The sequence below is a fragment of the Pseudomonas sp. BN607 genome, assembly GCF_029871175.1.
In the GTDB taxonomy this organism is placed as follows: Bacteria; Pseudomonadota; Gammaproteobacteria; order Pseudomonadales; family Pseudomonadaceae; genus Aquipseudomonas.
Genome location: NZ_SSOE01000051.1, coordinates 1 through 23,635, shown reverse-complemented (window position 1 = coordinate 23,635; position 23,635 = coordinate 1). Strand labels below are relative to the sequence as shown.

Here is a 23,635-nt window from a genome sequence, read left to right as displayed (position 1 = left end):
TTAACCTTCATTTAATCAACCCCATCCAGCATGGCCCCATTCCCAGATCTGCCAAGGCGAAGACATGCGCGTTCTCCTGCTCTTCCTCACACTACTGCTGGCCGGCCCGTTGCAAGCCAACCCGTTCGATGTGAAACCAGACTTCCTGCCGGTTGACCAAGCCTTCGTGCTCACCCACGACCGCCAGGCCGACGGCCAAACGCGCCTGTACTTCCAGATCAAGCCGGGCTACTACCTCTACCAGAAGCGGCTGAAGTTCGATGGCTTGCCCACCGAGCAGCACCCGCAACTGCCACCCGCACTCAACCATCACGACGAGTTCTTCGGCGACAGCGCGGTGTACCGCGACCAGCTTGAACTGGTATTGCCTGCCAACGCCCAGGGTCAGTTGCGCCTGGGCTGGCAGGGCTGTGCCGATGCCGGCCTGTGCTACCCGCCGCAAACCACCTCGATCGACTTGGGCGGCAGCGTAACGCCCGCCGCCGAGCAAGCCAGCGACCAGGCCCTGGCCAGCGGCCTGCAACAAGGCCACCTGGCCTGGAGCCTGCTGGCGTTCTTCGGCCTTGGCCTGCTGCTGGCGTTTACCCCCTGCTCGCTGCCGATGCTGCCGATCCTGGCCGGGCTGGTGCTGGGCAATGGCGCCAGCGCCCGCCGTGGCTGGGTGCTGGCCGGGGTCTATGTGCTGAGCATGGCCATGGTGTACGCCGGGCTGGGGGTGGTTGCTGCCCTGCTGGGTGCCAGCCTGCAGGCCTGGCTGCAGCAACCCTGGCTGCTGGGCAGCCTGGCGGGGCTGTTCGTGCTGCTGGCACTGCCGATGTTCGGCGCCTTCGAGCTGCAACTGCCTGCCGCCCTGCGCGACCGCCTGGACCGCGCCGGGCAAGGTACCCGTGGCGGCAACCTGTATGGCGCGGCACTGCTCGGGGCGTTGTCCGGCCTGTTGCTCGGCCCGTGCATGACTGCGCCGCTGGCAGGTGCGCTGCTGTACATCGCGCAGAGCGGTGACGTGCTGCAAGGCGCGCTGGTGCTGTTCAGCCTCGGCCTGGGCATGGGCGTGCCGCTGCTGTTGCTGGTCACTTTGGGCAACCGCTACCTGCCGCGCCCGGGTGCCTGGATGAACAGGGTAAAGGCGGTGTTCGGCTTCGTGTTCTTGGCCATGGCGCTGTATACCGTGCGTAGCCTGCTGCCAGCGACCCTGCTGCTGGCGCTGAGCGGCGCCTGGCTGATCGCCCTGGCCTGGGCCGCGTGGCCGGCCCTGCAACGGCTGCCGGCGTTGCGTGCAGTACCGTTGCTCGGCGCGCTGTGGGGCGGCCTGCTGCTGGTAGGCGCGGCAGCCGGTGGCGACGACCTCTGGCAGCCACTACGCCCCTTCGCCGGCGGTGCCGCCGCGCCAGCCCAAAGCCAGCATACCGAGGACAGCTTCGTCACTGTCAGCCGCCCCGAAGACCTGCAACGTGAACTGGACGCCGCCAAAGCCCGTGGCCAGTGGGTGATGCTCGACTACTATGCCGACTGGTGTGTGTCGTGCAAGGTCATGGAAAAGCAGGTGTTCGCCCGCAGCGACGTGCAAGCCGGACTGGCCGGTGTACACCTGCTGCGCCTGGACGTGACCGCCGACAGCCCTGCCAGCAAGGCCCTGCTGCAACGCTATGAGGTACCCGGCCCGCCCAGCATTATCTGGATCGGCCCGGAAGGCGAAGAACGCCGCGCGCGACGCATCACCGGTGAGGTGGACGCAGCCGCGTTCCAGCAACACTGGGTCCAGACCAGGAGTCAAGGCTGATGCTGACCGTAACACTCGGGCCACTGACCATGGCCCTCAACCACCTGCTGATGCTCACCGCCCTGGTGATCGCCAGCGTGGTCGGCTGGTGGGTCGCCCGACGTGGCGGCGAGAGCCCGGAATCGGCGCTGTTCAACCTGTTCCTGATCGGCCTGCTGTGTGCCCGCGCCGGCTTCGTGCTGGCCTACTGGCCGATGTATCAGGACGACCCACTGCAAATCATCGACATCCGTGACGGCGGCTTCCTGTTCTGGTCGGGCCTTGCCGGCATCGTGCTCGGAGCCCTGTGGCAGGGCTGGCGCCACCCCGGCCTGCGCCGCCCACTAGGCTGGGCGCTGTTCAGCGGGGCACTGTTCTGGGGCCTGGCCAGCCTCGGCGGCCACCTGTACAGCAAAGGCACCGAACTGCCCGAACTGAGCCTGAACAACGCCGGCGGCCAGGCCGTGGCATTGCACAGCTACCGCGGCAAGCCGCTGGTCATCAACATCTGGGCCACCTGGTGCCCACCCTGTCGGCGTGAGATGCCAGTGCTGCAACAGGCACAAAGCGATTACCCGCACGTGACCTTCCTGTTCGTCAACCAGGGCGAAACCCCCGAGAACGTCAGCACCTTCCTCGCCACCACCGGCCTGAGCCTGACCCACGTGCTGTTCGACGGCACCGGCCTGTTGGCCCAGCGCGTCGGCTCCATGGCCCTGCCCACCACGCTGTTCTACGACGCCAACGGGCGGCTGGTCGGCAGCCACCTGGGCGAGCTGTCCCGGGCCAGCCTGCGTCACGCCCTGGAACCTTTCGACCGGGCCATTGCGCCCGCCCCTGCCGCACAAGGAAACTGACATGCGATTGACTGCACTGCTGCCCCTGTCCCTGGCCCTGCTGGCCTCCCCTACCCTGCAGGCCGAAGAACTGCCCAAGGCAGTTCAGCAGCTGCAAGCCAAGGGCGCCGTGATCAAGGGCAGCTTCGATGCGCCCAACGGCCTGCGTGGTTATGCCGCCGAGTACCAGAACAACGCCCTGGCCCTGTACCTGACCCCCGACGGCAAGCACGTGCTGGTCGGCAGCCTGTTCGACGAACAGGGCAAGGACCTGAGCGCCGAGCCGCTGCAAAAGCTGGTCTACGCGCCGATGAGCAAAGAAATCTGGGCGAAAATGGAAAAGACCGCGTGGATCGCTGACGGCAAGGCCGATGCGCCGCGCAAGGTGTACCTGTTCAGCGACCCGAACTGCCCATACTGCAACATGTTCTGGGAACAGGCGCGGCCGTGGGTAGAGTCGGGCAAGGTGCAGCTGCGCCATATCATGGTCGGCATCATCCGCGAAGACAGCCCGGGCAAATCGGCGGCGCTGTTGGCAGCGAAAGATCCGGCCAAGGCCCTGCAACAGCATGAAAAGGCCGGCAAGGCCAGCACGCTGAAGCCCCTGGACCAGGTGCCGGCGACGGTACAGCAGAAGCTGGCGGCGAACATGGCCTTGATGGAAGAGATGGGACTGCAGGCGACTCCGGCCATTTTCTATCAGGATGAGCAAGGCAATCTGCAAAGCCAGCAAGGGGCACCCCGGCCCGAGATGCTTGGGAAGATTCTGGGCAAGCGATAGGCTTCACTTGAGTGTTGCGGTGGTGCCTAGATCGAGCGCCGTCCCGGCGGCGCCATTTCCGCCGCCCCACCGCTCAACCTCACCTGGGCCCCGAGCCGGCTGGTAAATCTAGCTGATCAATCTCACGGCCCGGCAGATCCATCCCGTGCAGGTCTAACTCAGCAACTTAAAACATCTAGAAACAATTATTCAGCGCCCGCTAATGTGAAACTTCGATTGCTCGGCCCCCTGATCAAAATCCCACCCCGCGCACAACTAAGAATATTCACACGTTCACTGCAGGGCTTTCGTACGCCAGAACCAGAAACCTCTTACACAAATAGAAGAAACACTAGAAACTGAAAATCATTATCAGATTTAAGTAAGATCCTTCTGAAGACCTTCCCCACGAAAACAGCTGTAAACCAAACGCCTCGATACCACTCCAAGCGCCTCCACCCCCATCGAAAGATTGACATTGAATACTTGAACGCCTAAACCTCCTGATGCCGCACCTGTCGAGCCATAACAAAAACAACGAGATGGAGCTATTCCCATGAGCTCAAAATCAACGCACTTTTATACGCAACATAGAAAAGTCATCGCCATTACAAGAATCCTGACCACTGAGCATTTAAGGGAGCCCACATCGCTCCTCTGGTCAGCGCTGGCCCCTTGCATACTCTTCATCATCACCAACCCGACGCATGCGGCCGCAACCTATACCGCTTCAGCCGCCTGGTTCTACTCATACATCTCTGCCACCCTCGCGTTCTTTGGATTCAGCTTTTACCTCATCGGCAGGAGGGAAAGTGGCTTTACCCGATCCTTCATCTACCAACACGGCGCGATCAAGCTATTCCTGACGGCCCACACACTCAGTTATTTATTACTGAGTTTGCTTTACGCCACACTATTCTATCTCTTGACCAAACCCCTACGAGGTCACTACTCACTTCCTGAATACCTCTATCTGATGGCATGTTTTTACACCAGCTACCTCATGTTCACCTGTCTCGGCCTGGGGATCGCTGCGCTGCCGATCAAATTCAGCACGGCCAGCACACTTTTTTCACTCTTGTCATTCCTCATGCTGGTTTCCGGATACACCGGCGCCACGCTGGGGCACGATGCTGCGCAGGCGCTAACGCTGATCAACCCGCTCTTTCTAAGCGCGCAGATCTTCCATGGCGAAATGCCCCTTCTCAACAGTTTCCTGATTGCACTCTCGGCCTCTGCAACCGCGACTTACCTGACCGGAAGGTATTTCAGAATCCAACCCATCTGGAGCCGATACTGATGGACATTTTAACTATCAACAACCTTCAATTCGGATACAGCGGAAATCCGCTACTGAACGACATTGAACTCACTATACAAGCGGGGGAACTGGTCGGCATTCTGGGCAACAACGGGGCCGGAAAGACAACCCTTTTCGACCTCATCTGTAAAATAAAGAAACCAGCAAAAGGCGCCATTTCCAATTTATCCAGGCGTCAGGCCTATTTGACGCAAATCCTTACACCGCCCCCATTGCTCCGCATGAACGAAGCGGGCAAGCTAATCACCAGCCTGACCCCCAATGCTTCTCCAGATCACACAGAGATTCTCTCGAAACTAGCCAAATGGTCCCCGTCACTGTCCAAGCGATATGCAGAAATCGCCAAGAAAAAAGCCGCCAATTGCAGCTACGGTGAAATTCGCAGCTACTTCACGCTGACCTTGTTGCTTTTAAACAGTGACTTGATCATTCTTGACGAGCCAACGGCTGGCGTAGACCCTGAATTTCGACATTATATATGGCTCGGTATAAAAAGCGCGTGCGCGGAAGGCGCGAGCGTGCTGATAGCTTCTCATTACACAGAGGAAATCACGAAAAATTGCCAGCGCTTTTATATGCTCGCAAACAAGCGACTGGAAGCGTTTGACAGTGGTGGACAGTTCATGGAACGCCACCATGCCAAATCACTGGATGAAGCCTTTATCAATGCCTCGATCTAGGTACCGTGGCCATTGAGAGGGGGCGCCAAGCGCCCCTGCCCATCACAGCCCCTCCAATTCCGCCATCAGGTCACTGAGCCGGTCGACCTTGTCATCATCCAGCGCACTGCCCTGCAGCCCCTGTACATACTCGGCCAACGCCTCCACCGTGCTGCACTCGAACATCGCCCGCAGCGGCACGTTCAGCTGTAGCTGCTTCTGCACCCGCGAAGCGATCTGCGTGGCCAGCAACGAATGGCCGCCCAACTCGAAGAAGTTGTCGTGTACCCCAACCCGCTCTGCCTTGAGCACATCGGCCCAGATACCCGCCAACAGGTCCTCCAGTTCGTTGCGTGGCGCCAGATAGGCCTGGCTGTGCTGGGCGCCGATGTCGATGGATGGCAGGGCCTTGCGGTCGAGCTTGCCGTTGGCATTGTGCGGCAAGCTGTCGAACCAGCCCCAGTGCAACGGCACCATGTACTCCGGCAACTCGGCACGCAGCCGTTGCTTGACCTGCTCCAGCATTGCGGCATCGGCACTGACGCCCTGATGCGCCACCAGGTAGCCAACCAGATGCTTGCCGTTCACGCCCTCCTGCACGCCCACGGCGGCATCGCGAATTTCCACCTGCTCATGCAACCGGGCCTCGATCTCGCCCAGTTCGATGCGATAGCCGCGAATCTTCACCTGGTGGTCGATGCGCCCGACATATTCCAGCACGCCGTCCGGGCGTTGCCGCGCCAGGTCGCCCGTGCGGTACAGACGTTCGCCCGGCGCCCCATAAGGGTGAGGGATGAACGCCAGCGCTGTGCGCACCGGGTCACCGACATAGCCACGACCCACGCCCGTGCCGGCCACGCACAACTCACCCACTGCCCCCAGCGGCACCAGCTTCTGGTCCTCGCCGAACAGGTACAGCCGGTTGTTATCGGTGGGCGTACCAATTGGCAGGTAGCTGCCTTGGGTCGAGGCGGCATCGACGCGGAAGAACGCCACGTCATCCGAGCACTCAGCCGGCCCATAGGCATTGACCAGGCCGATCTGCGGGTAGCGCTGCAGCCACTGCGCCGCCAGCTCCGGTGGCATGGCCTCGCCGGTCGGCAGCATCCAGCGCAGGCCGTCGAGGGCCTGGTGGTCGCTGGCCAGCATGCCCTGAATCAGGGACGGTACGCTCTCCAGCACGGTAATGCCGGTGGCCTGCACGTGCGCCAGCAGGCCATGCGGGTCGTGGGCGATGGCGTTAGGCACGATCTCTACCTGAGCGCCGAACAGCGGCGCAGCCAGGAACTGCCAGACCGAGATGTCGAAGCTTTGCGAGGCGGTCTGGGCAATCACGTCCTGCTCGCTCAGCGCCAGGTAAGGCACCTTGCTGAGCTGGTTGTTGAGCATGCCGCGCTGCTCGACCATCACCCCTTTCGGCAGGCCGGTCGAGCCTGAGGTGTAGATCACGTAGGCGAGGTTGTCCGGGCCACTGTGGATACCGGGGTTGTGGCTTGCGATCGGGTTGGCCTGGACGTCTTCCCAGACCAGCAGTTGCGGCCGCAGCGCAGCCTCCAGCTCACCCAGCAACTGCCGCCCCTGCTCGGCGCAGGCCGCGCTGCACACCAACACTGGCGTGCGGCTGAGCTGGATGATGCTTTGCAAGCGGGCTGCCGGCAAGCCAGGGTCCAGCGGCAGGTAACCAGCGCCGGCCTTGAAGCTGCCGACGATCATGCCCAGCAGCGGCAAGCCGCGTTCGGCCAGCAGTGCCACCGGCTGGTCCACCCCCACGCCCGCCGCGACCAGGGCATGGCCCAGGCGGTTGGCCGCCAGGTTCAAACCAGCGTAGTCGTAGGACGCGCCCAGGCAGCGGGCCACGGTACGTTGTGGATGCGCGGCAACTTGGGCTTCGAACTGGGCGACGTAGCTGTGCTCCAGCGGATAAGCCCGTTCGGTGCGGTTGCAGTCTTGCAACAGGAAACGTTGTTCTTCGGCACCGAGCAACGGCAGTTCGCCCACTTCGCCGTCAAAACCCTGCACCAGCGCCAACAGCAGGCGCTTGAACTCGGCCAGCAGGCGCTCGACAGTCGGGTAATCGAAGTAACGCTGGTCAAACGACAGGTGCAGGCCCAGGTCATCACCGGGGTAACACACCGCCGTCAGCGGGAAGTTGGTGTGGGTACGGCCCGAGTCGGAACTGGCGTTCAGGTGCTGGGCGTGATCGAGCACGGCGGTTTCAACCGGCGCATTCTCGAACACGAACAGGCTGTCGAACAGCGGCTGGCCCTTGGGCAGCTCGCTGCACGCCTGGATCGCCACCAGCGGCAAGTATTCGTACTCGCGCAGTTCCATGTTGCTTTGCAGCAGGCCCTGCAGCCACTGGCGTACGCTGCAACGCTCACCAGCGATGGGCAACTGCACGCGCAGGGCCACGCTGTTGATGAACAGGCCAACAGTGCGCTGCATCTGCGGCATGCTCACCGGGCGCCCGGCCACGGTCACGCCAAAGGCCACGTCGCGGTCGCCGCTGTAGCGCGCCAGCACCAGGGCCCAGGCCGCCTGGGCGAAGGTGTTGACGGTGAGCTGGTGGGCCTGGGCCAATTCACGCAGACGCACGCCGTCGCTGGCTTCCAGCCGGGTATAGCAGTCGCCGACGACCATGCCGCTGCCGGCGTGGTCATGGCGCAATGGGCGGTCGCTGGGGATCGCAGTGGCACGCTCGAAGCCGGCCAGGTTGGCCTGCCACCAGGCGCGCGCGTCGTCCAGGCCTTGGTGTTGCAGCCAGCCAATGTAGTCGCGATAACGCGGCGGTACCGGCAGTTGCGCCTGGCGGCCTTCGCCGAGGGCTTGGTAGACCTCGAAGAAGTCGTTCATCAGCAGCGAGCGGCACCAGGCATCGATGAGGATGTGGTGGTTGCTCATCATGAACCAGTAGCGCTCGTCAGCCACGCGCACCAGGCGCAGGTGGAACGGTGCCTCACGGAGCAAGGCGAAACCGGCCTCGCGCTCCTCCTTGTGCAGGGCCTGAAGACGCTGCTCCTGGGCATCGTCAGCAAGGCCACGCCAGTCCTGGTAGTCGACCGCCAGGTTGCCCGGCTTGTGGATGATCTGCAGCATCGCCTCGCCACTGTTCCAGCTGAACGAGGCGCGCAACGCTTCGTGGCGCGCCACCACCGCCTGCCAGGCTTGGGCGAAACGCTCGGGGTCGAGCGGGCTGTTGATGCGGTAGCGGTCCTGCATGTAGTACAGGCCAGTGCCCGGTTCCAGCAGGGTGTGCAGCAGCATCCCCTCCTGCATCGGCGTCAGCGGGTAGACATCCTCGATCTGCGCGGCCGGGACCGGCAGTGCGTCGATCTGCTCCTGGCTCAGGTGTGCCAGCGGGAAGTCCGACGGGGTGAAGCTGCCGTTGCCTTCGGTCAGGCAGTGCGCAACCAGTGCCAGCAGCTCCTGCCGGTAGGCCTCAGCCAGGTTGGCGATGGTGTGCTCGTCATAGCGCTCGGCACTGAAGGTCCAGCGCAGTTGCAGGGCACCGCCATACACCTGGCCATCGACACTCAGCCAGTTGGGCAGTGGCGCATCGAGGTCATGGGCCAGGCCGGCCGGTTCATCCAGCGGCTGGAACAGCGCCGCGCTGTCGAACTGCTGGTCGAACTGGCCCAGGTAGTTGAAGGTGATGCGCGCTTGCGGCAAGGCGGCCATCTGCTCGCGCCCGGCATCGTCGGCAAGGTAGCGCAGCACGCCGTAACCCAGCCCTTTGTGCGGCACCTGGCGCAGTTGCTCCTTGATCCGCTTGATCGAGCCGGCCCGCGCCGCATCGTCTTCGCCTGGGTGCGGGCGCAGGCTCAGCGGATAGGCGTTGGTGAACCAGCCGACGCTGCGGGTCAGGTCCATGTCTTCGAACAACCCGTCGCGGCCATGGCCTTCCAGTTGCACCAGCACTGCTTCGTCCCCGCTCCAGCGGCACAGGGCGCGCGCCAACGCGGTCAGCAGCAGGTCGTTGACCTGGGTGTGGTAGGCCGCCGGCGCCTGTTGCAGCAACTGCCGGGTCTGCTCCACGTCCAGGCCGATGGCCAAGGTCTGGGCGTGGCGGTGAAGGTTGCCGCCCTGCGGGTGATCGCACGGCAATTCGCGGCGCACACCGCCCAGTTGCCCTTGCCACCACGCCAGCTCGTCGCGCAGCGAATCGCTGCCAGCATAGCTGGCCAGCCGTGCGGCCCAGTCGCTCATGGCATGGGTCTTGGCTGGCAGCGGCTGACCGCGATAAAGCGCCTGCAGGTCTTCCAGCAGCACCCTCCAGGACACGCCATCGACCACCAGGTGATGGATCGCCAGCAACAGGCGCCGGCTCCCTTGGCCGTCGCGCACCAGCAAGGCGCGCAGCAGCGGCCCCTGCTCCAGGTCGAGGCTGCGCTGCACGTCGGTGTAGAGCGGTTGGCAATCAGCGAAGTCAGCGACGGTAGCGGTCCACAGCAGCTGCTCGGCGGCAGGCTGGGCGTACCGGGCCTGGCGACGCCCACTCGCCTCGCTGAAACGCAGCCTCAGGCTGTCGTGGTGCTGCACCAGCGCCGCCAAGGCCTGCTCCAGCACTGTTGCATCCAGCGGCTGGCGCGCCTCCAGCAATACAGCCTGGTTCCAGTGCTGCGGCTGCGCCACTTCACTGTCGAAGAACCAGTGCTGGATCGGTGTCAGGCCGACCTGGCCCTGGCGCAGGCCTTGGTCGATGCTGCTGGCGGTTTCGCCCTGCTGCACGATCGCCGCCAAGGTCTGTACAGTCTGGTGCTGGAACAAGTCGCGCGGGGTGAACTGCAACCCAGCCTGACGGGCCCGGCTGACCACCTGGATCGACAGGATCGAGTCACCGCCGAGTTCAAAGAAGTTGTCCTGCACGCCGACCCGGGCAACGTTGAGCACATCGCGCCAAATCTGCGCCAGTTGCGCTTCCACCTCATTGCCTGGGGCTTGGTATTGCTGGCGCGCCTGATCCAGGTCCGGCGGCGGCAGGGCGCGGCGGTCGAGCTTGCCATTGCCCATCAGCGGCAGGCTGCCGAGCAACACCAGGTGCGCAGGCACCATGTAGTCCGGCAGGTGCTGGCGGGCATCGGCTTTCACCGCTTCGCGCAACAGGCTTTGCGCCGCGGCACTGGCTGCGGCCTGCTTGCACACCAGGTAGCCCACCAATTGTTTGCCGCCCGGCAAATCCAGGGCAAGCACCACGGCTTCGTCGACATCGGCATGTGCCTGCAGGCGGCTCTCGATTTCGCCCAGTTCGATGCGGAAGCCGCGAATCTTCACCTGCTGGTCGGCACGGCCAACGTACTCGACAAGGCCATCAGTGCCCAGCCGCACCAGGTCGCCGGTGCGGTACAGCCGCCCGCCTTCGCTGCTGAACGGGTCGGCGACGAAACGCTCGGCGCTGAGGCCCGGGCGGTCATGATAGCCCTGGGCCAGGCCCGCACCGCCGACATACAACTCGCCGATCCCGCCTTGTGGCAGCAGGGCGAGGTCTTCATCGAGGATATACGCCGTGCGGCTACCGATGACGCGGCCGATCGGGACGCTGCCGAGCTCCGTCGGTAGCACCTCGGGTGCCAGGCACGCCAGCGGCATGACCACGGTTTCGGTCGGGCCGTAGGCATTGAAGAACTGCTGCGGCGCAAATGCCTGACGGATACGCTGCAGGTGCTCGCCGGTCAGCGCCTCGCCACCAGTGATCACCAGGCGCACCGGCAGTTGTTCGCCCTGCCCGCCCAGGTACTGGGCCAACTGGCTGCCGTAGCTCGGCGTAAAGCCAAGGATACTCACCTGCTGCTCACGCACCAGTTGGCAGATTTCCTCGGCGCCCCACTGGCCTTGGGCACGCAGCACCACCCGGGCACCACACAGCAGCGGCACCCACAGTCGCTCGCTGGCAGCGTCGAAGTTGATGGAATAGAAGTGCAGCTCGCAGTCATCGCTGCGCATGCCGAACGCGTCGATCACCGCCTGGCAGTGCATGGCGAATTCGCCATGGCTGACCACCACCCCCTTGGGCTTGCCGGTGGAGCCGGAAGTGTAGATGAGGTAAGCCTGGTGCTGCGGCAGGTTCAGGTTATCCAGCGGCGCATCGCTGTAGGCCGACAGGCTGGCGGCGTCATCCTCCAGGCTCCAGCGCGCCACGCCCTCAGGCAGTTCACCCAGGGTTTGCAGCAGTTCCCGCTGGCTCAGCAGCAGGCCGATGCGGCTGTCTTCGATCATGTAGCGCAGGCGGTCGAGCGGGTATTCAGGATCGAGCGGCACGTAGGCGCCACCAGCCTTGAGGATGGCCAACAGGCCGACGACCATTTCCAGCGACCGCTCCAGCGCCAGGCCCACCCGTACCTGCGGGCCGACACCCCGTTCACGCAAGGCACGCGCCAGGCGGTTGGCCTGCTGGTCGAGCTCGGCGTAGGTCAGGTGCTGGCCGGCGAAGGTCAGCACACCCGCCTGCGGCGTGCTTGCGGCCTGGGCGGCGAACAGACCGTGGAGGGTCTGGCCGAGGTCGAAATCGTGTTCGCCCTGCAATTGGCCGACCAGCGCCTGTTGCTCGGCACGGCTCAACATTGGCAGTTCGCACAGACGGTGTTGCGGGTTGTCGAGCAAGCCGATCAGCAGCTGTTGCCAGTGCTCGGCCATGCGTGCGATACGCGGCTCGTCGAACAGATCGCGGCTGTAGGTAAAGCAGCAGCCCAGGCGGCCGTCCAGGTCGGTCACTTCAAGGTACAGGTCGAACTTGGTGGCGCTGGCATCGTTGACCAGGTAATCCACCTGCATGCCGGCCAGCGTGCGGCTTTGCTGGAAGGCCCAGCGCTGCACGTTGCACATCACTTGGAACAGCGGGTTGTAGGCACTGCTGCGTGGCGGCTGCAGGGCCTCTACCAACTGGTCGAACGGCAGGTCCTGATGCGACTGGCCTTCAATGGCAACCTCACGCAGCTGCTCCAGCAGTTCACTGGCGGTCATCTGCCCGTCCAGCTCGCAACGCAGCACCTGGGTGTTGAGGAAGGCACCGATCAGGCCTTCGCTCTCCGGGCGGATGCGGTTGGCCACCGGCGCGCCGATGCGCAGGTCGCGCTGGCCGCTGTAGCGGTGCAGCAAGGCAGCCAGGGTGGCGGTCATGGTCATGAACAGGGTCAAGCCACGCTGGCTGTTGAACGCGTGCACGCGAGCGACCAGCGCCGGGTCGAGCTCAAAGCGATACAACTCGCCACGGTGGCTCTGCACGGCCGGGCGCGGGCGGTCTGCGGGCAACGCCAACACCGGGTGCTCATCACCCAGGCGGTCCTTCCAATAGGCCAGCTGGCGGGCGCCCTCGCCACTTTCCAGCCATTGCCGCTGCCACACGCTGTAGTCCAGGTATTGCACCGGCAGTGGCGCCAGTGGCGACTCGCGGTCATCGACGAAAGCCTCGTACAGCTCGCCCAGCTCGCGGGCGAAGATGTCCATGGCCCAACCTTCGGTGACGATGTGGTGCAGGGTGAGGACAAAGAAGTGCTCGCGCTCCTCGGCCTTGACCAGGCAGGCGCGCAGCAACGGCCCGCGCTCCAGGTCGAACGGCTGGTGCGCCTGATCGTCGGCCAGTTGTTGCAGGCGTTGCTGGCGGGCATCGGCAGGCATCGCGCTGAAGTCCTGCCAGTCGAGGTGCAGGCCGCCGTCCTCGGCTACGCACTGGTAAGGCACCCCGTCGATGCTGGGGAAGGTGGTACGCAGGGTTTCGTGGCGGACGATCAGCGCCTGCAACGCACGCTCGAAAGCGTCCACATGCAAGGCGCCGCGCAGGCGCGCCATGCCACCGACGTTGTACGCCGGGCTGTCCGGCTCCATTTGCCAGAGGAACCACATGCGCTGCTGCGAGTACGACAGCGGCACCGCCTGGCGGCGGTCGACGCGGGCGATTTCACCCTGCAGGTTACGCTCACCCGCAGCGTGAATACGCGCAATCTCGGCACAGAAAGCGCCGAGTTCGCTGGCTTCGAACAGCGCCTTGAGCGGCAGTTCGACGTCGCAGGCCAGGCGCGTGCGGGAGACGATCTGGGTGGCCAGTAGCGAGTGGCCGCCGAGGGCGAAGAAGTCGTCCTGCAAGCCGACCCGCGGCAGGTTCAGCACTTCGCGCCATATCGCAGCCACTTGCTGTTGCAGTCCGCTTTGCGGTTCGACGTGTTCACGCTGCTGCCACACCGGGGCCGGAAGCGCCTTGCGGTCGACCTTGCCGCTGGGGCCCAGTGGCATCTGCGCCAGCGGGATGAGTTGGGCCGGCACCATGTATGCCGGCAGTTGCCCAGTCAACACCGCCAACAGCGCTTCAGGCTGGGCAGTACCGCTGTAATAGCCGACCAGCTGCGCGCCAACGGCGTCCTTGTGGATCAGCACCAACGCCTGCTCGACCCCCGCCTGCGCCAGCAGGCAGGCCTGGACCTCTTCGGGTTCGACGCGAAAACCCCGCACTTTTACCTGTTGGTCGAGGCGGCCGAGGTACTCCAGCGCCTCCAGCTGCACCAGCCATCGGGCGCGGTCACCACTGCGGTACAGGCGTTCGCCATTGCCATCGGCCTGCGGCACGAAGCGCTCGGCGGTAAGGCCCGGGCGCCCCAGATAACCGCGGGCCAGGCCCGCTCCGCCAAGGTACAACTCACCCGCCACGCCGGGCGCAGTCAGTTCAAGCTCGTCGTCCAGCACTCGGCACAACACATTGCCCAGCGGGCGGCCAATCGGCGAGCGTTCACCATCCCCCGCCTGGCAGTGCCAGTGGGTAACGTTGATGGCGGTTTCGGTCGGGCCGTAACGGTTGTGCAGTTGCACCTGCGGCAGCAGCTGCAGCACCTGATCACGCAGTGCGGCAGGCAAGGCTTCGCCACCCGAGAACAACCGGCGCAGGCTGCTGCAGGCAGCCACTTTCGGCTCCTGGACAAACATCTGCAACAGCGGCGGCACGAAGTGCAGCGTGGTCACGCCATGGGTTTGCACCAGTTCGGCGATGCGCTGCGGGTCACGGTGTTCGCCTGGGCCAGCGAGCACCAGCTTGCAACCCGTGATCAATGGCCAGAAGCACTCCCACACCGAAACGTCGAAACTGATCGGCGCCTTCTGCATCAACACGTCGCTGTCAGCCAGCGCGTAAGTCGCCTGCATCCACTGCAAACGCTCGGCCAGCGCCGCGTGGGTGTTGCCCACGCCCTTTGGCTGGCCGGTAGAGCCGGAGGTATAGATCACGTAGGCCAGGTTGTCCCCGTGCAAGTGCAAACCGGGGGCATGGCTGGGCCAGCTGTCCAAGTGCAGCTGGTCCAGCGCGATGGCGCTGACACCGTCAACCTGCGGCAGCTGGCCCAGCAGGTTGCTGTGGCTCAGCAGCAGGCCGGCATTGCAGTCGGTGAGCATGTAGGCGAGGCGTTCGGCCGGGTAATCGACGTCCAGCGGCACATAGGCGCCACCCGCCTTTAGAATGGCCAGCAGGCCAACCAGCAACTGCGGCGAGCGCTCGATGGCAATCGCCACGCAGGTATCAGGCCCTACCCCCTTGTCGCGCAGGTAGTGGGCCAAGCGGTTGGCCTGCTGGTGCAGCCCGGTGTAATCCAGGCTGCCCCCCTCCCATACCAGGGCGGTGCGCTGCGGGGTCAGGCGTGCCTGCTCGTTCAGCTGCTCGACCAGAAGCTGCCCCGGCGCAGGGGCCGTTGCCTGGCCCCACCCCAACAGCTGGGCACGGCCAGGCTCGTCGAGCAACTGCACTTCGCCCAACGCCCGCTGGGGTGCTGCGCACACCTGCTCCAGCAGCGCCAGCAAATGACCGGCCAGCCGTTTGATGGTGCTGGCGTCGAACAATTCGGCGGCATAGTCGAAGGCCAGGCTCAGGCGGCCCAGGTGGTCTTCTTCACTGTGCAGCTGCAAGTCGAACTTGGCTTCGCGGCTGTGCCACGGCAGCTCCTCGGCCAGCAGCCCCGGCAGGCGCCGCAGCGCTGACAGGTCGCGCTGCTGGTGGTTGAACATGACCTGGAACAGGCCCTGTTCGCGGGCCTCGGGCAGGGCTTCGACCAGTTGTTCGAACGGCAGGTCCTGGTGGGCCTGAGCCTGCAGCGTGGCCTGGCGCACTTGGGCCAGCAAGTGGTCGAACGGCAGCCGGCCATCGAGCTGCGCGCGCAGTACTTGGGTGTTGATGAAGAAACCGACCATGCCCTGGGTTTCCTGGCGCGGGCGGTTGGCGTTGGGCACGCCGACGCGGATGTCCGCCTGGCCGCTGTATCGCTGCAGCAGCGCCTGCCAGCCGGCCAGCAGGACCATGAACAAACTGGCCTGCTGTTCGCGAGCCAGGCCCTTGAGAGCATCGGTGAGCTTGGCTGGCACCTTCATAGTCAACCGTGCCGCGCTGTGTTCGCGCTGGTTGGCGCGTGGGTGGTCGGTACACAGGTCGAGCACCGGCAACTCGTCACCCAGGTGGGCTTTCCAGTAGTGCAGCTGGCGCTCGGCCTCACCCTCGGCCAGCCATTGGCGCTGCCAGTTGCCATAGTCGGCATAACCCAGGGTCAGCGGCGCCAGGTTGGCCTCCAGCCCCTGACAATGGGCAGCGTACAGTTTGGCGAACTCATCGAGCAGGATGTTCAGCGACCAGCCGTCGGCAACGATGTGGTGCAAGGTCACCCACAGTTGATGATCTTCGTCATCCAGGCGGGCCAGCGTCACCCGCAGCAATGGGCCTTGGGTCAGGTCGAAAGGCTGGCGAGCCTCGGCTTCACGCTGGGCTGTAACCTCTTCGCAGGGTTGCCCTTCGAGGTCCAGCCGTGACAGGACGAACGGCTGCGGTGGCAAGACTAATTGCAACGCCTGGCCGCCCTCTTCACTGAACACGGTACGCAGCGATTCATGGCGCGCCACCAGTGCCTGGAACGCCGCTTCAAGGGCACGTTCATCCAGTTCGCCACGCAGGTGCAGGCCGGCCGGAATGTTGTAGGCCGCCGATTGCGGTTGCAGCTGCCACAGCAGCCACAAGCGGTTTTGCGCCAGCGACTGAGGCAGTGCCTGGTTGCGCGCCAGGTTGGCGATGGCTGGCGCCTGTTGATTGCCTTCGGCGATTATTGCGGCCACGGCCTGGCGGTAGTCGGCCAGCACTGGCGCTTCGAACAAGGTGCGCAGGTTCAGCGGGGTGCCCAGTTCATCGCTCAGGCGCGCAGTGGCCTGGGTCGCGGCGATGGAGTTGCCGCCCAGCAGCAGGAAGTGGTCGTCTGCCGCCACCGTCGGCACCTTGAGCACATCACGCCAAACGGCAGCGATGCGTGCCTGCAATTCATCACCCGTTGCATCAGCGGCAACCGCCTCGCTCAATTCAGGGAACCGGGCGTAGCAATCCAGGCTGCCATCGTCCATGCGCAGGCGACAAGCCGAACGCTGCAGCTTGCCGCTGGAGGTTTTCGGCAGCGCACCGGGGTTCAGCAGCAGGACCACCGCCGGCGCCTGGCGGCAGGCGTCGGCGATCACCTGGCGCAGGGTCTTGATCAGCGCCTGGGGTTCGAGTGCCTTCTGCACGTTGCGGCTGATTTCCACCGCTACGCCGATGCCCTCCTCGCCCAGGTGCTCAACGGCAAACACGGCCACCCGACCTTTGCGCAGCACGTCGACTTCACGCTCGAGGGTTTTTTCCAGGTCCTGCGGGTACAGGTTCTGCCCGCGCACGATCAGCATGTCTTTCAAGCGCCCGGTGACGAACACTTCACCGTTGCGCATGAAGCCCAGGTCGCCGGTACGCAGCCAGGTCTGGCCGTCCATTTCGACAAAGGTACGGGCGCTGGCTTCGGGGTTGCGCCAGTAACCCAGGGCAATACTCGGGCCACCCGCCCAGATTTCGCCAACCTGGTTGTCACCCAGCACTTGCAGTTGCTGCGGCTCGACAATGCGTACCGCATGCCCCGGCTGCGGGTAGCCGCAACTCATCAGCACGCTGCCCGCGCCCGGCTCGGCGCGGTTGGCGGCGAAGGCCGCGGCGTCCAGCTCCAGCGCCGCGATGCCCTGGCCACGGCGGCTGCCGCTGACAAACAGGGTGGCTTCTGCCAGGCCATAGCTGGCAAAGAAGCTTTGCCGGTCGAAGCCGCAGGCCTGAAACTTGTCGGCGAAGGTCGCCAGGCTGTCCTGGCGAATGGGCTCGGAGCCCGAATACGCTACACGCCAGCGGCTCAGGTCGAGCCCTGCCAGCGAAGCCTCGCTGACCCGCTCGCTGCACAGGCGGTAGGCAAAGTCGGGGCCCCCGCTGATGGTGCCGCCGTATTCGCTGATGGCCTGTAACCAGCGCAACGGCCGGGCGAGGAAGTAACCCGGCGACATCAGCACGCAGGGCACACCGCTGAAGATTGGCTGCAACAGGCCGCCGATCAGGCCCATGTCGTGATACAGCGGCAGCCAGCTGACGATCACATCATCGGGGTTGAGGTCGATGCCAAAGCCTTGGCGGATCAGCTGCTCGTTGGCCACCAGGTTGCCATGGCTGACCTGCACGCCCTTGGGCAGCGCAGTGGAACCCGAGGTGTACTGCAGGAAGGCAATATCATCACCCTTGAGTGCAGGTGCTTGCCAGCTTGCGGCCAGCGCCGGGTCCAGGCCGTCCACTGCCAGCAGCTCGGGCGCATCATCTGCCGCAAGCGCCTCCAGGCCTTGCAGGCTGTCGTGCAGCGCCGCCACCGTCAGCAGCAGGCGCGGCTCGGCGTCGGCGATGATCGACAGCAAGCGTTCCTGGTGGTGCTGCCGCGCGGATTCCGGCGGGTAGGCCGGCACTGCAATCACACCCGCGTACAGGCAACCGAAGAAGGCCGCCACGTAGTCCGGCCCACTGGGGAACAGCAGCACGGCTCGATCACCGAAGCCGGCGCGCGCCTGCAAGGCGGCGGCGATGGCACGGGCACGCTGGTCGAGGTCCCAGTAGCTGAGCACGGCCTGCTCGCCGGGGGCGTCGGCGAGAAAGCGCAGGGCAATCCTGTCCGGGGTCTGCGCGGCGCGTTGCGCCAGGGCCTGGACCAGCGAGAGCGGGAGTTCGAAGGCGTCCGTCATGGGGTGTTCCTGCCAGTGTCTGTTGGGGCGAGCCGGCTGCGCCGCAAACACGGGCGGGCAGCGTTGGGCGGCCGAGGATGTACACAGGGGAACGGATGGGCGGGGGTAGAAATTAAAGCGATTGCGCAGGGGCAGACAGGCCAAGGGGTGAACTGTTTCACATAGCGGGCTTAGAACTGAAAGATACAGATACTAATTTCGTTTCGTATTTGACAATCATTATCATTATGAATAGCTTGTCGCACGTCGTAGGAAGCTTCCCAGCCTGGGGTGCCTCCTCTCCCCTCTGTGACAAGGTGATTTCCATGGCGGAACAACTATCCACAAGTAAGTGCGATTCACCATTACTGCAGGCCTTTGTCGACAACCGCAGCATCCTGGTCAAGATCGCCGCGCGCATTACCGGCTGCCGCTCGCGCGCCGAGGATGTGGTGCAGGACGCATTCTTCCGGCTCGGTGCCGCCCCACAAATCACGTCGTCGTTCAAGGCGCAGCTAAGCTACCTGTTCCAGATCGTGCGCAACCTGGCGATCGACCACTACCGCAAGCAGGCCATGGAGCTGAAGTACTCCGGCAGCGAAGAGGAAGGCCTGAATGTGGTGATCCAGAACGCCTCGCCGGAAGCCACCCATATCAACCTTGCCGCGCTGGACGACATTGCCGAGGCGCTGAACGAGCTGCCGCAGCGCACCCGCTATGCCTTCGAGATGTACCGCCTGCATGGCGTACCGCAGAAGGACATTGCCAAGGAGCTGGGGGTATCGCCGACCTTGGTCAACTTCATGATTCGCGACGCCCTGGTGCATTGCCGCAAGACCACCAACCGGCAGGCCTGAGTCATTCCTCAAGCGCCCTGGGCGCGCTGACGGTGATGCGGTATGGCTCGAAGATCCGCGCCAGCTCGCCGTTGTCGCGCAGCCCGCGTAGCAGTTCGGCGAACGATTGCTCGCCGATGGGGCTGCCGGGCCGCAACAAGGCGTAATGGTGATAGACCTGATCGATGCGCCGTGAAGGCACCAGTTGCGCCTGGCTGGCCGGGTTGCGCGCCAGAAAGTCACTGAGGTAGGAACGCGTGACCAACGCGATGTCGGCACGCCCTGCCTGCACCATCAGCAGGTTGCTGTCGTGGGAATAGGTCAGCGTAGCGCGGTAGGCCTTGCGCAAGTAGGCCGGGTCCGAGTTGAAACCGGCGAACGCGTAATGGTAGCCGTTGAACAGCGCCAGGCGCTTGCCGTTCAGGTCATCGAAGTAATGCGGGTCCCGCCCATTGGCTTTGCGCGCGACAAACACCTCAGCGTCCTCCAGGCCCATGTCCACGCTCTGATGTGGGATCTGTTCCCAGCCCCATTGCGGGTTCTCGAAGATGGCCATGTCGGTACGGCCCTGCTGGAAGTCACCAAACCGGCGCTGGATGGACGTGGGTACCAGGACGAAATGGTAGCGCTGTTGTGCGCGGTTGAGTGCGTCGACCAGTTGCGGCAGCAGGCCGGTATCGGCGCCTTGCTCGGGGCGCACTGTATACGGCGGGAAATGCGCCGCACCAATCTTCACTTCAACGCCATCTGCGGCCCATGCCGGTGCCGCCAAGCAGCACACGGCCAGCAGCATCAGAGTGGACAAGGCCTTTAGGCCGGGCGCTGGAGTCAAGACGGACACTCATCACGGTTCATGCCTGGGTCCGCCTAAGCTAGGCGTTTTCCGGGTACGGCACAACTGCTGGTGCCTGCTCTTTTTGCCAAAGCAGGCGGCAAAATGCCATAGGGTGCCGGATGCGCTGAGTTTGGCTACGCTCTAGCTGGGTTTGCAAGGGAGCCTGGTATGGGCCACTGGTTGGTGATCGACCTGGAAGCCACCACCGACGAGGGTGGATGGCCGGTCGCAGAGATGGAAGTCATTGAAATCGGCGCGAGCCTGGTCACCCGCGAAGGCCGTGAGGTTGACCATTTCCAGTGTTTCGTGCGGCCACGGCGGCGTCCGCAACTGACCACGTTCTGCCGCGCGCTGACCCACATCGGCCAGGCCGAGGTGGACAGCGCCCGGCCGTTTCGCGAAGCGTGGGCAGGGTTCGAAAGCTGGCTTGGACAGCATCGTGAGCAATTGCAGGCGTGGGTCAGCTGGGGCGACTACGACCGCCAGCAGCTGCACCAGGAATGGCAGCAGCACGGGCTCGACAGCCTGCTGCGCACACTGCCGCACATCAACCTCAAGCAACGCTTTGCCAAGGCCCGTCACCTGCAGCGCCCCGCCGGCCTGAACAGTGCCCTGCAACTGGCCGGCATGCACTTTTGCGGGCAACAGCATCGCGCCCTGGAGGACGCTCGCAACACGGCCCGGCTGTTGCCGCTGAGCCTGCCCGCCGAAGGGCCCTGAAAGCAGATGACGGGGATTGTGGGCTTGGGCATACTGGCCAGCCCTTTTTTCCATCACCCCTTTTCAGGAGTCGCCCATGTTCCAGGTCAACGAGTACTTCAACGGCACCGTCAAGTCGATCGCATTCGCGGGCGAAGAAGGCCCCGCCACTGTCGGCGTAATGGCCCCGGGCGAATACGAGTTCGGCACCGCCAAGCGTGAAATCATGCACGTGGTGTCGGGTGCGTTGATCGTGAAACTGCCAGGTAGCGACAACTGGGAAACCTTCAATGCCGGTGACAAGTTCAATGTGCCGGCGGACAGCAAGTTCCAGCTGCAGGTGAAGGTAGATACCGCTTACCTGTGCGAGTACCGCGACTAAGCGTCAGCCTGTGCCGGCCTCTTCGCGGGTGAACCCGCTCCCACAGGTGCATCACCGTCTTCGGAAACGGTGACCTTCTTGGGGGAGCGGGTTTACCCGCGAAGGGTCCAGCACTAATCCTTCAGGAACTCAGCAACGCGCTCAGCCGCCGCCTGCAAATGCTGCTCATGGCTGAACCCCGAGGCCTTCAACGGCTTCAGGTCATGGTCCCCCGCCACTAGCCAGCTCACCTCGATCGCTGGCGACAACGCATAGCCCGCCACTGCTTCGCGGTTACCCAGCGCATCGCGCTCGCCCTGCACGATCAATGTCGGCGTCTTCAACTCCGCCAGGTGCTCGACCCGCGGCTTCTCCGGCTTGCCCACCGCATAGAACGGATACCCCAGGCACACCAGCGCATCCGCGCCCAGCTCGTCAGCCAGCAGGCTGGCCATGCGCCCCCCCATCGACTTGCCACCCACGGCCAGCTTGCCCGTGACCAAAGGTCGCACCTGCCGGTACACCTCGCGCCAGCATTCCAGCAACACCTTCTGCGGGTTCGGCGGCCGCTTGCCACCGCCAACCCGGCGCTCGGCCATGTACGGGAACTCGAAGCGCACCACCGCCACCCCAAGTGCCGCAAGCCTTTGCGCCATTTCGTCCATGAACCCGCTGTCCATCGGCGCACCGGCGCCATGGGCCAGGATCAGGCAGCCCTTGTAGCCGTCCTTACTTTCATCCTGCGCAAGATCGCAGCGCAAGCCTGGGACATTTGCGACCTTCGCCCATTGATCCCCGTCAATACCGGCACTTTGCCCATTAATCATGCTTGCCTCGCTGTAAAGCCTGCCAAATAACCGTGGATGGGAACCCATACATGAACACAACCAGCAGTACCGCCTATAACTACAAGGTGGTCCGCCAATTCGCCATCATGACGGTGGTGTGGGGAATCGTCGGGATGGGGCTCGGCGTCTTCATCGCCGCCCAGCTCGCCTGGCCGTCCCTCAACTTCGACCTCCCCTGGACCAGCTTCGGCCGCCTGCGCCCCCTGCATACCAATGCGGTGATCTTCGCTTTCGGCGGCTGCGCGCTGTTTGCCACCTCCTATTATTCGGTGCAACGCACCTGCCAGACCACCCTGTTCGCACCCGGCCTGGCCGCGTTCACCTTCTGGGGCTGGCAACTGGTGATCCTGCTGGCGGCCATCACCCTGCCACTGGGCTACACCAGTTCCAAGGAATACGCCGAACTGGAATGGCCGATCGACATTCTGATCACCATTGTCTGGGTGTGCTACGCCATCGTGTTCTTCGGCACGCTGATGAAGCGCAACACCAAGCATATCTACGTGGGCAACTGGTTCTTCGGCGGGTTCATCCTCACCGTGGCGATGCTGCACATCGTCAACAACCTGGAGCTGCCGGTCAGCCTGACCAAGTCGTACTCGGTCTATGCCGGCGCCACCGACGCCATGGTGCAGTGGTGGTACGGCCACAACGCGGTAGGCTTCTTCCTGACCGCAGGCTTTCTGGGGATGATGTACTACTACGTGCCCAAGCAGGCCGAACGCCCGGTGTATTCCTATCGCCTGTCGATCGTGCACTTCTGGGCGCTGATCACCCTGTACATCTGGGCCGGCCCGCACCACCTGCACTACACCGCACTGCCTGACTGGGCGCAGTCGCTGGGCATGGTGATGTCGATCATCCTGCTGGCGCCAAGCTGGGGCGGCATGATCAACGGCATGATGACCCTGTCCGGTGCCTGGCACAAATTGCGCAGCGACCCGATCCTGCGTTTCCTGGTGGTATCGCTGGCGTTCTACGGCATGTCCACCTTCGAAGGCCCGATGATGGCCATCAAGACCGTCAACGCGCTGTCCCACTACACCGACTGGACCATCGGCCACGTTCACGCCGGCGCCCTGGGCTGGGTGGCGATGATCTCGATCGGCGCGTTGTACCACACCATCCCGAAAGTGTTCGGCAAGGAGCGCATGTACAGCATCGGCCTGATCAACGCGCACTTCTGGCTGGCCACTATCGGCACTGTGCTGTACATCGCCTCGATGTGGGTCAACGGCATCGCCCAGGGCCTGATGTGGCGCGCGGTGAACAGCGACGGCACCCTCACCTACTCGTTCGTGGAAACCCTGGTAGCCAGCCACCCAGGCTTCATCGTGCGCTTCGTCGGTGGTGCGATCTTCCTTAGCGGCATGTTCCTGATGGCCTGGAACACCTGGCGCACCGTGCGTTCGCCAGCACTTGATGTCGCCCCTGCGAACGCCCAGCTGGCTTGAGGAGAACCCCCCGATGAAACATGAAGTCATCGAGAAAAACGTCGGCCTGCTGGCCTTGCTGATGGTGTTCGCCGTCAGTATCGGCGGCCTGACCCAGATCGTCCCGCTGTTCTTCCAGGACGTCACCAACAAGCCGGTCGAAGGCATGAAACCCTACACCGCGCTGCAGCTGGAAGGCCGCGATATCTACATCCGCGAAGGCTGCGTGGGCTGCCACTCGCAGATGATCCGCCCGTTCCGCGCCGAAACCGAGCGCTACGGCCACTATTCG

General features: G+C 64.0%; 13 protein-coding genes. 10 read left to right on the top strand and 3 right to left on the bottom strand.

Going from position 1 to position 23,635, the window contains the following annotated elements:
• Positions 1 to 64 precede the first annotated feature (64 nt).
• The 5 genes from dsbD (at position 65) to E8E68_RS11835 (ending at position 5,356) form a co-directional block, all read left to right on the top strand.
• Positions 65 to 1,780 carry a protein-disulfide reductase DsbD gene (dsbD, locus tag E8E68_RS11855; RefSeq protein ID WP_280341668.1) on the top strand — a complete coding sequence of 572 codons (1,716 nt, stop codon included), beginning with the start codon at positions 65 to 67 and terminating at the stop codon, positions 1,778 to 1,780.
• A complete protein-coding gene (locus E8E68_RS11850; protein ID WP_010954989.1) occupies positions 1,780 to 2,616 on the top strand; it encodes a TlpA disulfide reductase family protein in 837 nt (278 codons plus the stop codon). The genes dsbD and E8E68_RS11850 overlap by 1 nt, the downstream gene beginning before the upstream one ends.
• A gap of 1 nt (position 2,617) precedes the next feature.
• The gene (gene dsbG, locus E8E68_RS11845; protein WP_266032620.1) at positions 2,618 to 3,376 is read left to right on the top strand and encodes a thiol:disulfide interchange protein DsbG; all 759 of its coding nucleotides are present in this window, start codon (positions 2,618 to 2,620) and stop codon (positions 3,374 to 3,376) included.
• A gap of 535 nt (positions 3,377 to 3,911) precedes the next feature.
• The gene (locus E8E68_RS11840) at positions 3,912 to 4,655 is read left to right on the top strand and encodes a hypothetical protein (RefSeq protein ID WP_280341661.1); all 744 of its coding nucleotides are present in this window, start codon (positions 3,912 to 3,914) and stop codon (positions 4,653 to 4,655) included.
• A complete protein-coding gene (locus E8E68_RS11835) occupies positions 4,655 to 5,356 on the top strand; it encodes an ATP-binding cassette domain-containing protein (protein ID WP_110747966.1) in 702 nt (233 codons plus the stop codon). The genes E8E68_RS11840 and E8E68_RS11835 overlap by 1 nt, the downstream gene beginning before the upstream one ends.
• A 42-nt stretch (positions 5,357 to 5,398) precedes the next feature.
• Here E8E68_RS11835 and E8E68_RS11830 read toward each other — a convergent pair whose 3' ends face one another.
• The gene (locus tag E8E68_RS11830; protein ID WP_280341656.1) at positions 5,399 to 18,352 is read right to left on the bottom strand and encodes a non-ribosomal peptide synthetase; all 12,954 of its coding nucleotides are present in this window, start codon (positions 18,350 to 18,352) and stop codon (positions 5,399 to 5,401) included.
• A 305-nt stretch (positions 18,353 to 18,657) separates the two neighbouring features.
• Here E8E68_RS11830 and E8E68_RS11825 point away from each other — a divergent pair, with 305 nt between their 5' ends.
• Positions 18,658 to 19,188 carry an RNA polymerase factor sigma-70 gene (locus E8E68_RS11825; RefSeq protein WP_110747973.1) on the top strand — a complete coding sequence of 177 codons (531 nt, stop codon included), beginning with the start codon at positions 18,658 to 18,660 and terminating at the stop codon, positions 19,186 to 19,188.
• Between the two features lies 1 nt (position 19,189).
• On the opposite strand, the gene E8E68_RS11820 is transcribed toward E8E68_RS11825, so the two are convergent.
• Complete coding sequence (locus E8E68_RS11820) at positions 19,190 to 19,999, bottom strand: transporter substrate-binding domain-containing protein (protein ID WP_266032675.1); 810 nt, start codon at positions 19,997 to 19,999, stop codon at positions 19,190 to 19,192.
• A 171-nt stretch (positions 20,000 to 20,170) separates the two neighbouring features.
• Here E8E68_RS11820 and E8E68_RS11815 point away from each other — a divergent pair, with 171 nt between their 5' ends.
• Both E8E68_RS11815 and E8E68_RS11810 read left to right on the top strand, forming a co-directional pair.
• Positions 20,171 to 20,722, top strand: coding sequence for an exonuclease domain-containing protein (locus tag E8E68_RS11815; RefSeq protein ID WP_266032606.1), 552 nt, complete (start codon positions 20,171 to 20,173; stop codon positions 20,720 to 20,722).
• Between the two features lie 76 nt (positions 20,723 to 20,798).
• The gene (locus tag E8E68_RS11810; protein WP_054894773.1) at positions 20,799 to 21,083 is read left to right on the top strand and encodes a pyrimidine/purine nucleoside phosphorylase; all 285 of its coding nucleotides are present in this window, start codon (positions 20,799 to 20,801) and stop codon (positions 21,081 to 21,083) included.
• A 113-nt stretch (positions 21,084 to 21,196) separates the two neighbouring features.
• Here the strand turns inward: E8E68_RS11810 and E8E68_RS11805 are convergent, their stop codons facing one another.
• Positions 21,197 to 21,889: an alpha/beta family hydrolase gene (locus E8E68_RS11805; RefSeq protein ID WP_266032595.1), complete on the bottom strand. Its 693-nt coding sequence runs from the start codon at positions 21,887 to 21,889 to the stop codon at positions 21,197 to 21,199.
• A gap of 50 nt (positions 21,890 to 21,939) precedes the next feature.
• Between E8E68_RS11805 and ccoN the strand changes: the two genes are divergently transcribed.
• Together ccoN and E8E68_RS11795 are read left to right on the top strand one after the other, a co-directional pair.
• Positions 21,940 to 23,364, top strand: a complete 1,425-nt coding sequence (gene ccoN / locus E8E68_RS11800; RefSeq protein WP_280341564.1) for a cytochrome-c oxidase, cbb3-type subunit I — start codon at positions 21,940 to 21,942, stop codon at positions 23,362 to 23,364.
• 13 nt (positions 23,365 to 23,377) lie between these two features.
• On the top strand, positions 23,378 to 23,635 hold a 258-nt coding region (locus E8E68_RS11795; RefSeq protein ID WP_280341562.1), incomplete at its 3' end, for a cbb3-type cytochrome c oxidase subunit II.

Bases quoted from the DNA above. Each gene is read 5' to 3' on its own strand.
- dsbD (WP_280341668.1), top strand. From the start codon at position 65: ATGCGCGTTCTCCTGCTCTTCCTCACACTACTGCTGGCCGGCCCGTTG.
- E8E68_RS11850 (WP_010954989.1), top strand. From the start codon at position 1,780: ATGCTGACCGTAACACTCGGGCCACTGACCATGGCCCTCAACCACCTG.
- dsbG (WP_266032620.1), top strand. From the start codon at position 2,618: ATGCGATTGACTGCACTGCTGCCCCTGTCCCTGGCCCTGCTGGCCTCC.
- E8E68_RS11840 (WP_280341661.1), top strand. From the start codon at position 3,912: ATGAGCTCAAAATCAACGCACTTTTATACGCAACATAGAAAAGTCATC.
- E8E68_RS11835 (WP_110747966.1), top strand. From the start codon at position 4,655: ATGGACATTTTAACTATCAACAACCTTCAATTCGGATACAGCGGAAAT.
- E8E68_RS11830 (WP_280341656.1), bottom strand. From the start codon at position 18,352: ATGACGGACGCCTTCGAACTCCCGCTCTCGCTGGTCCAGGCCCTGGCG.
- E8E68_RS11825 (WP_110747973.1), top strand. From the start codon at position 18,658: ATGGCGGAACAACTATCCACAAGTAAGTGCGATTCACCATTACTGCAG.
- E8E68_RS11815 (WP_266032606.1), top strand. From the start codon at position 20,171: ATGGGCCACTGGTTGGTGATCGACCTGGAAGCCACCACCGACGAGGGT.
- E8E68_RS11810 (WP_054894773.1), top strand. From the start codon at position 20,799: ATGTTCCAGGTCAACGAGTACTTCAACGGCACCGTCAAGTCGATCGCA.
- E8E68_RS11805 (WP_266032595.1), bottom strand. From the start codon at position 21,889: ATGATTAATGGGCAAAGTGCCGGTATTGACGGGGATCAATGGGCGAAG.
- ccoN (WP_280341564.1), top strand. From the start codon at position 21,940: ATGAACACAACCAGCAGTACCGCCTATAACTACAAGGTGGTCCGCCAA.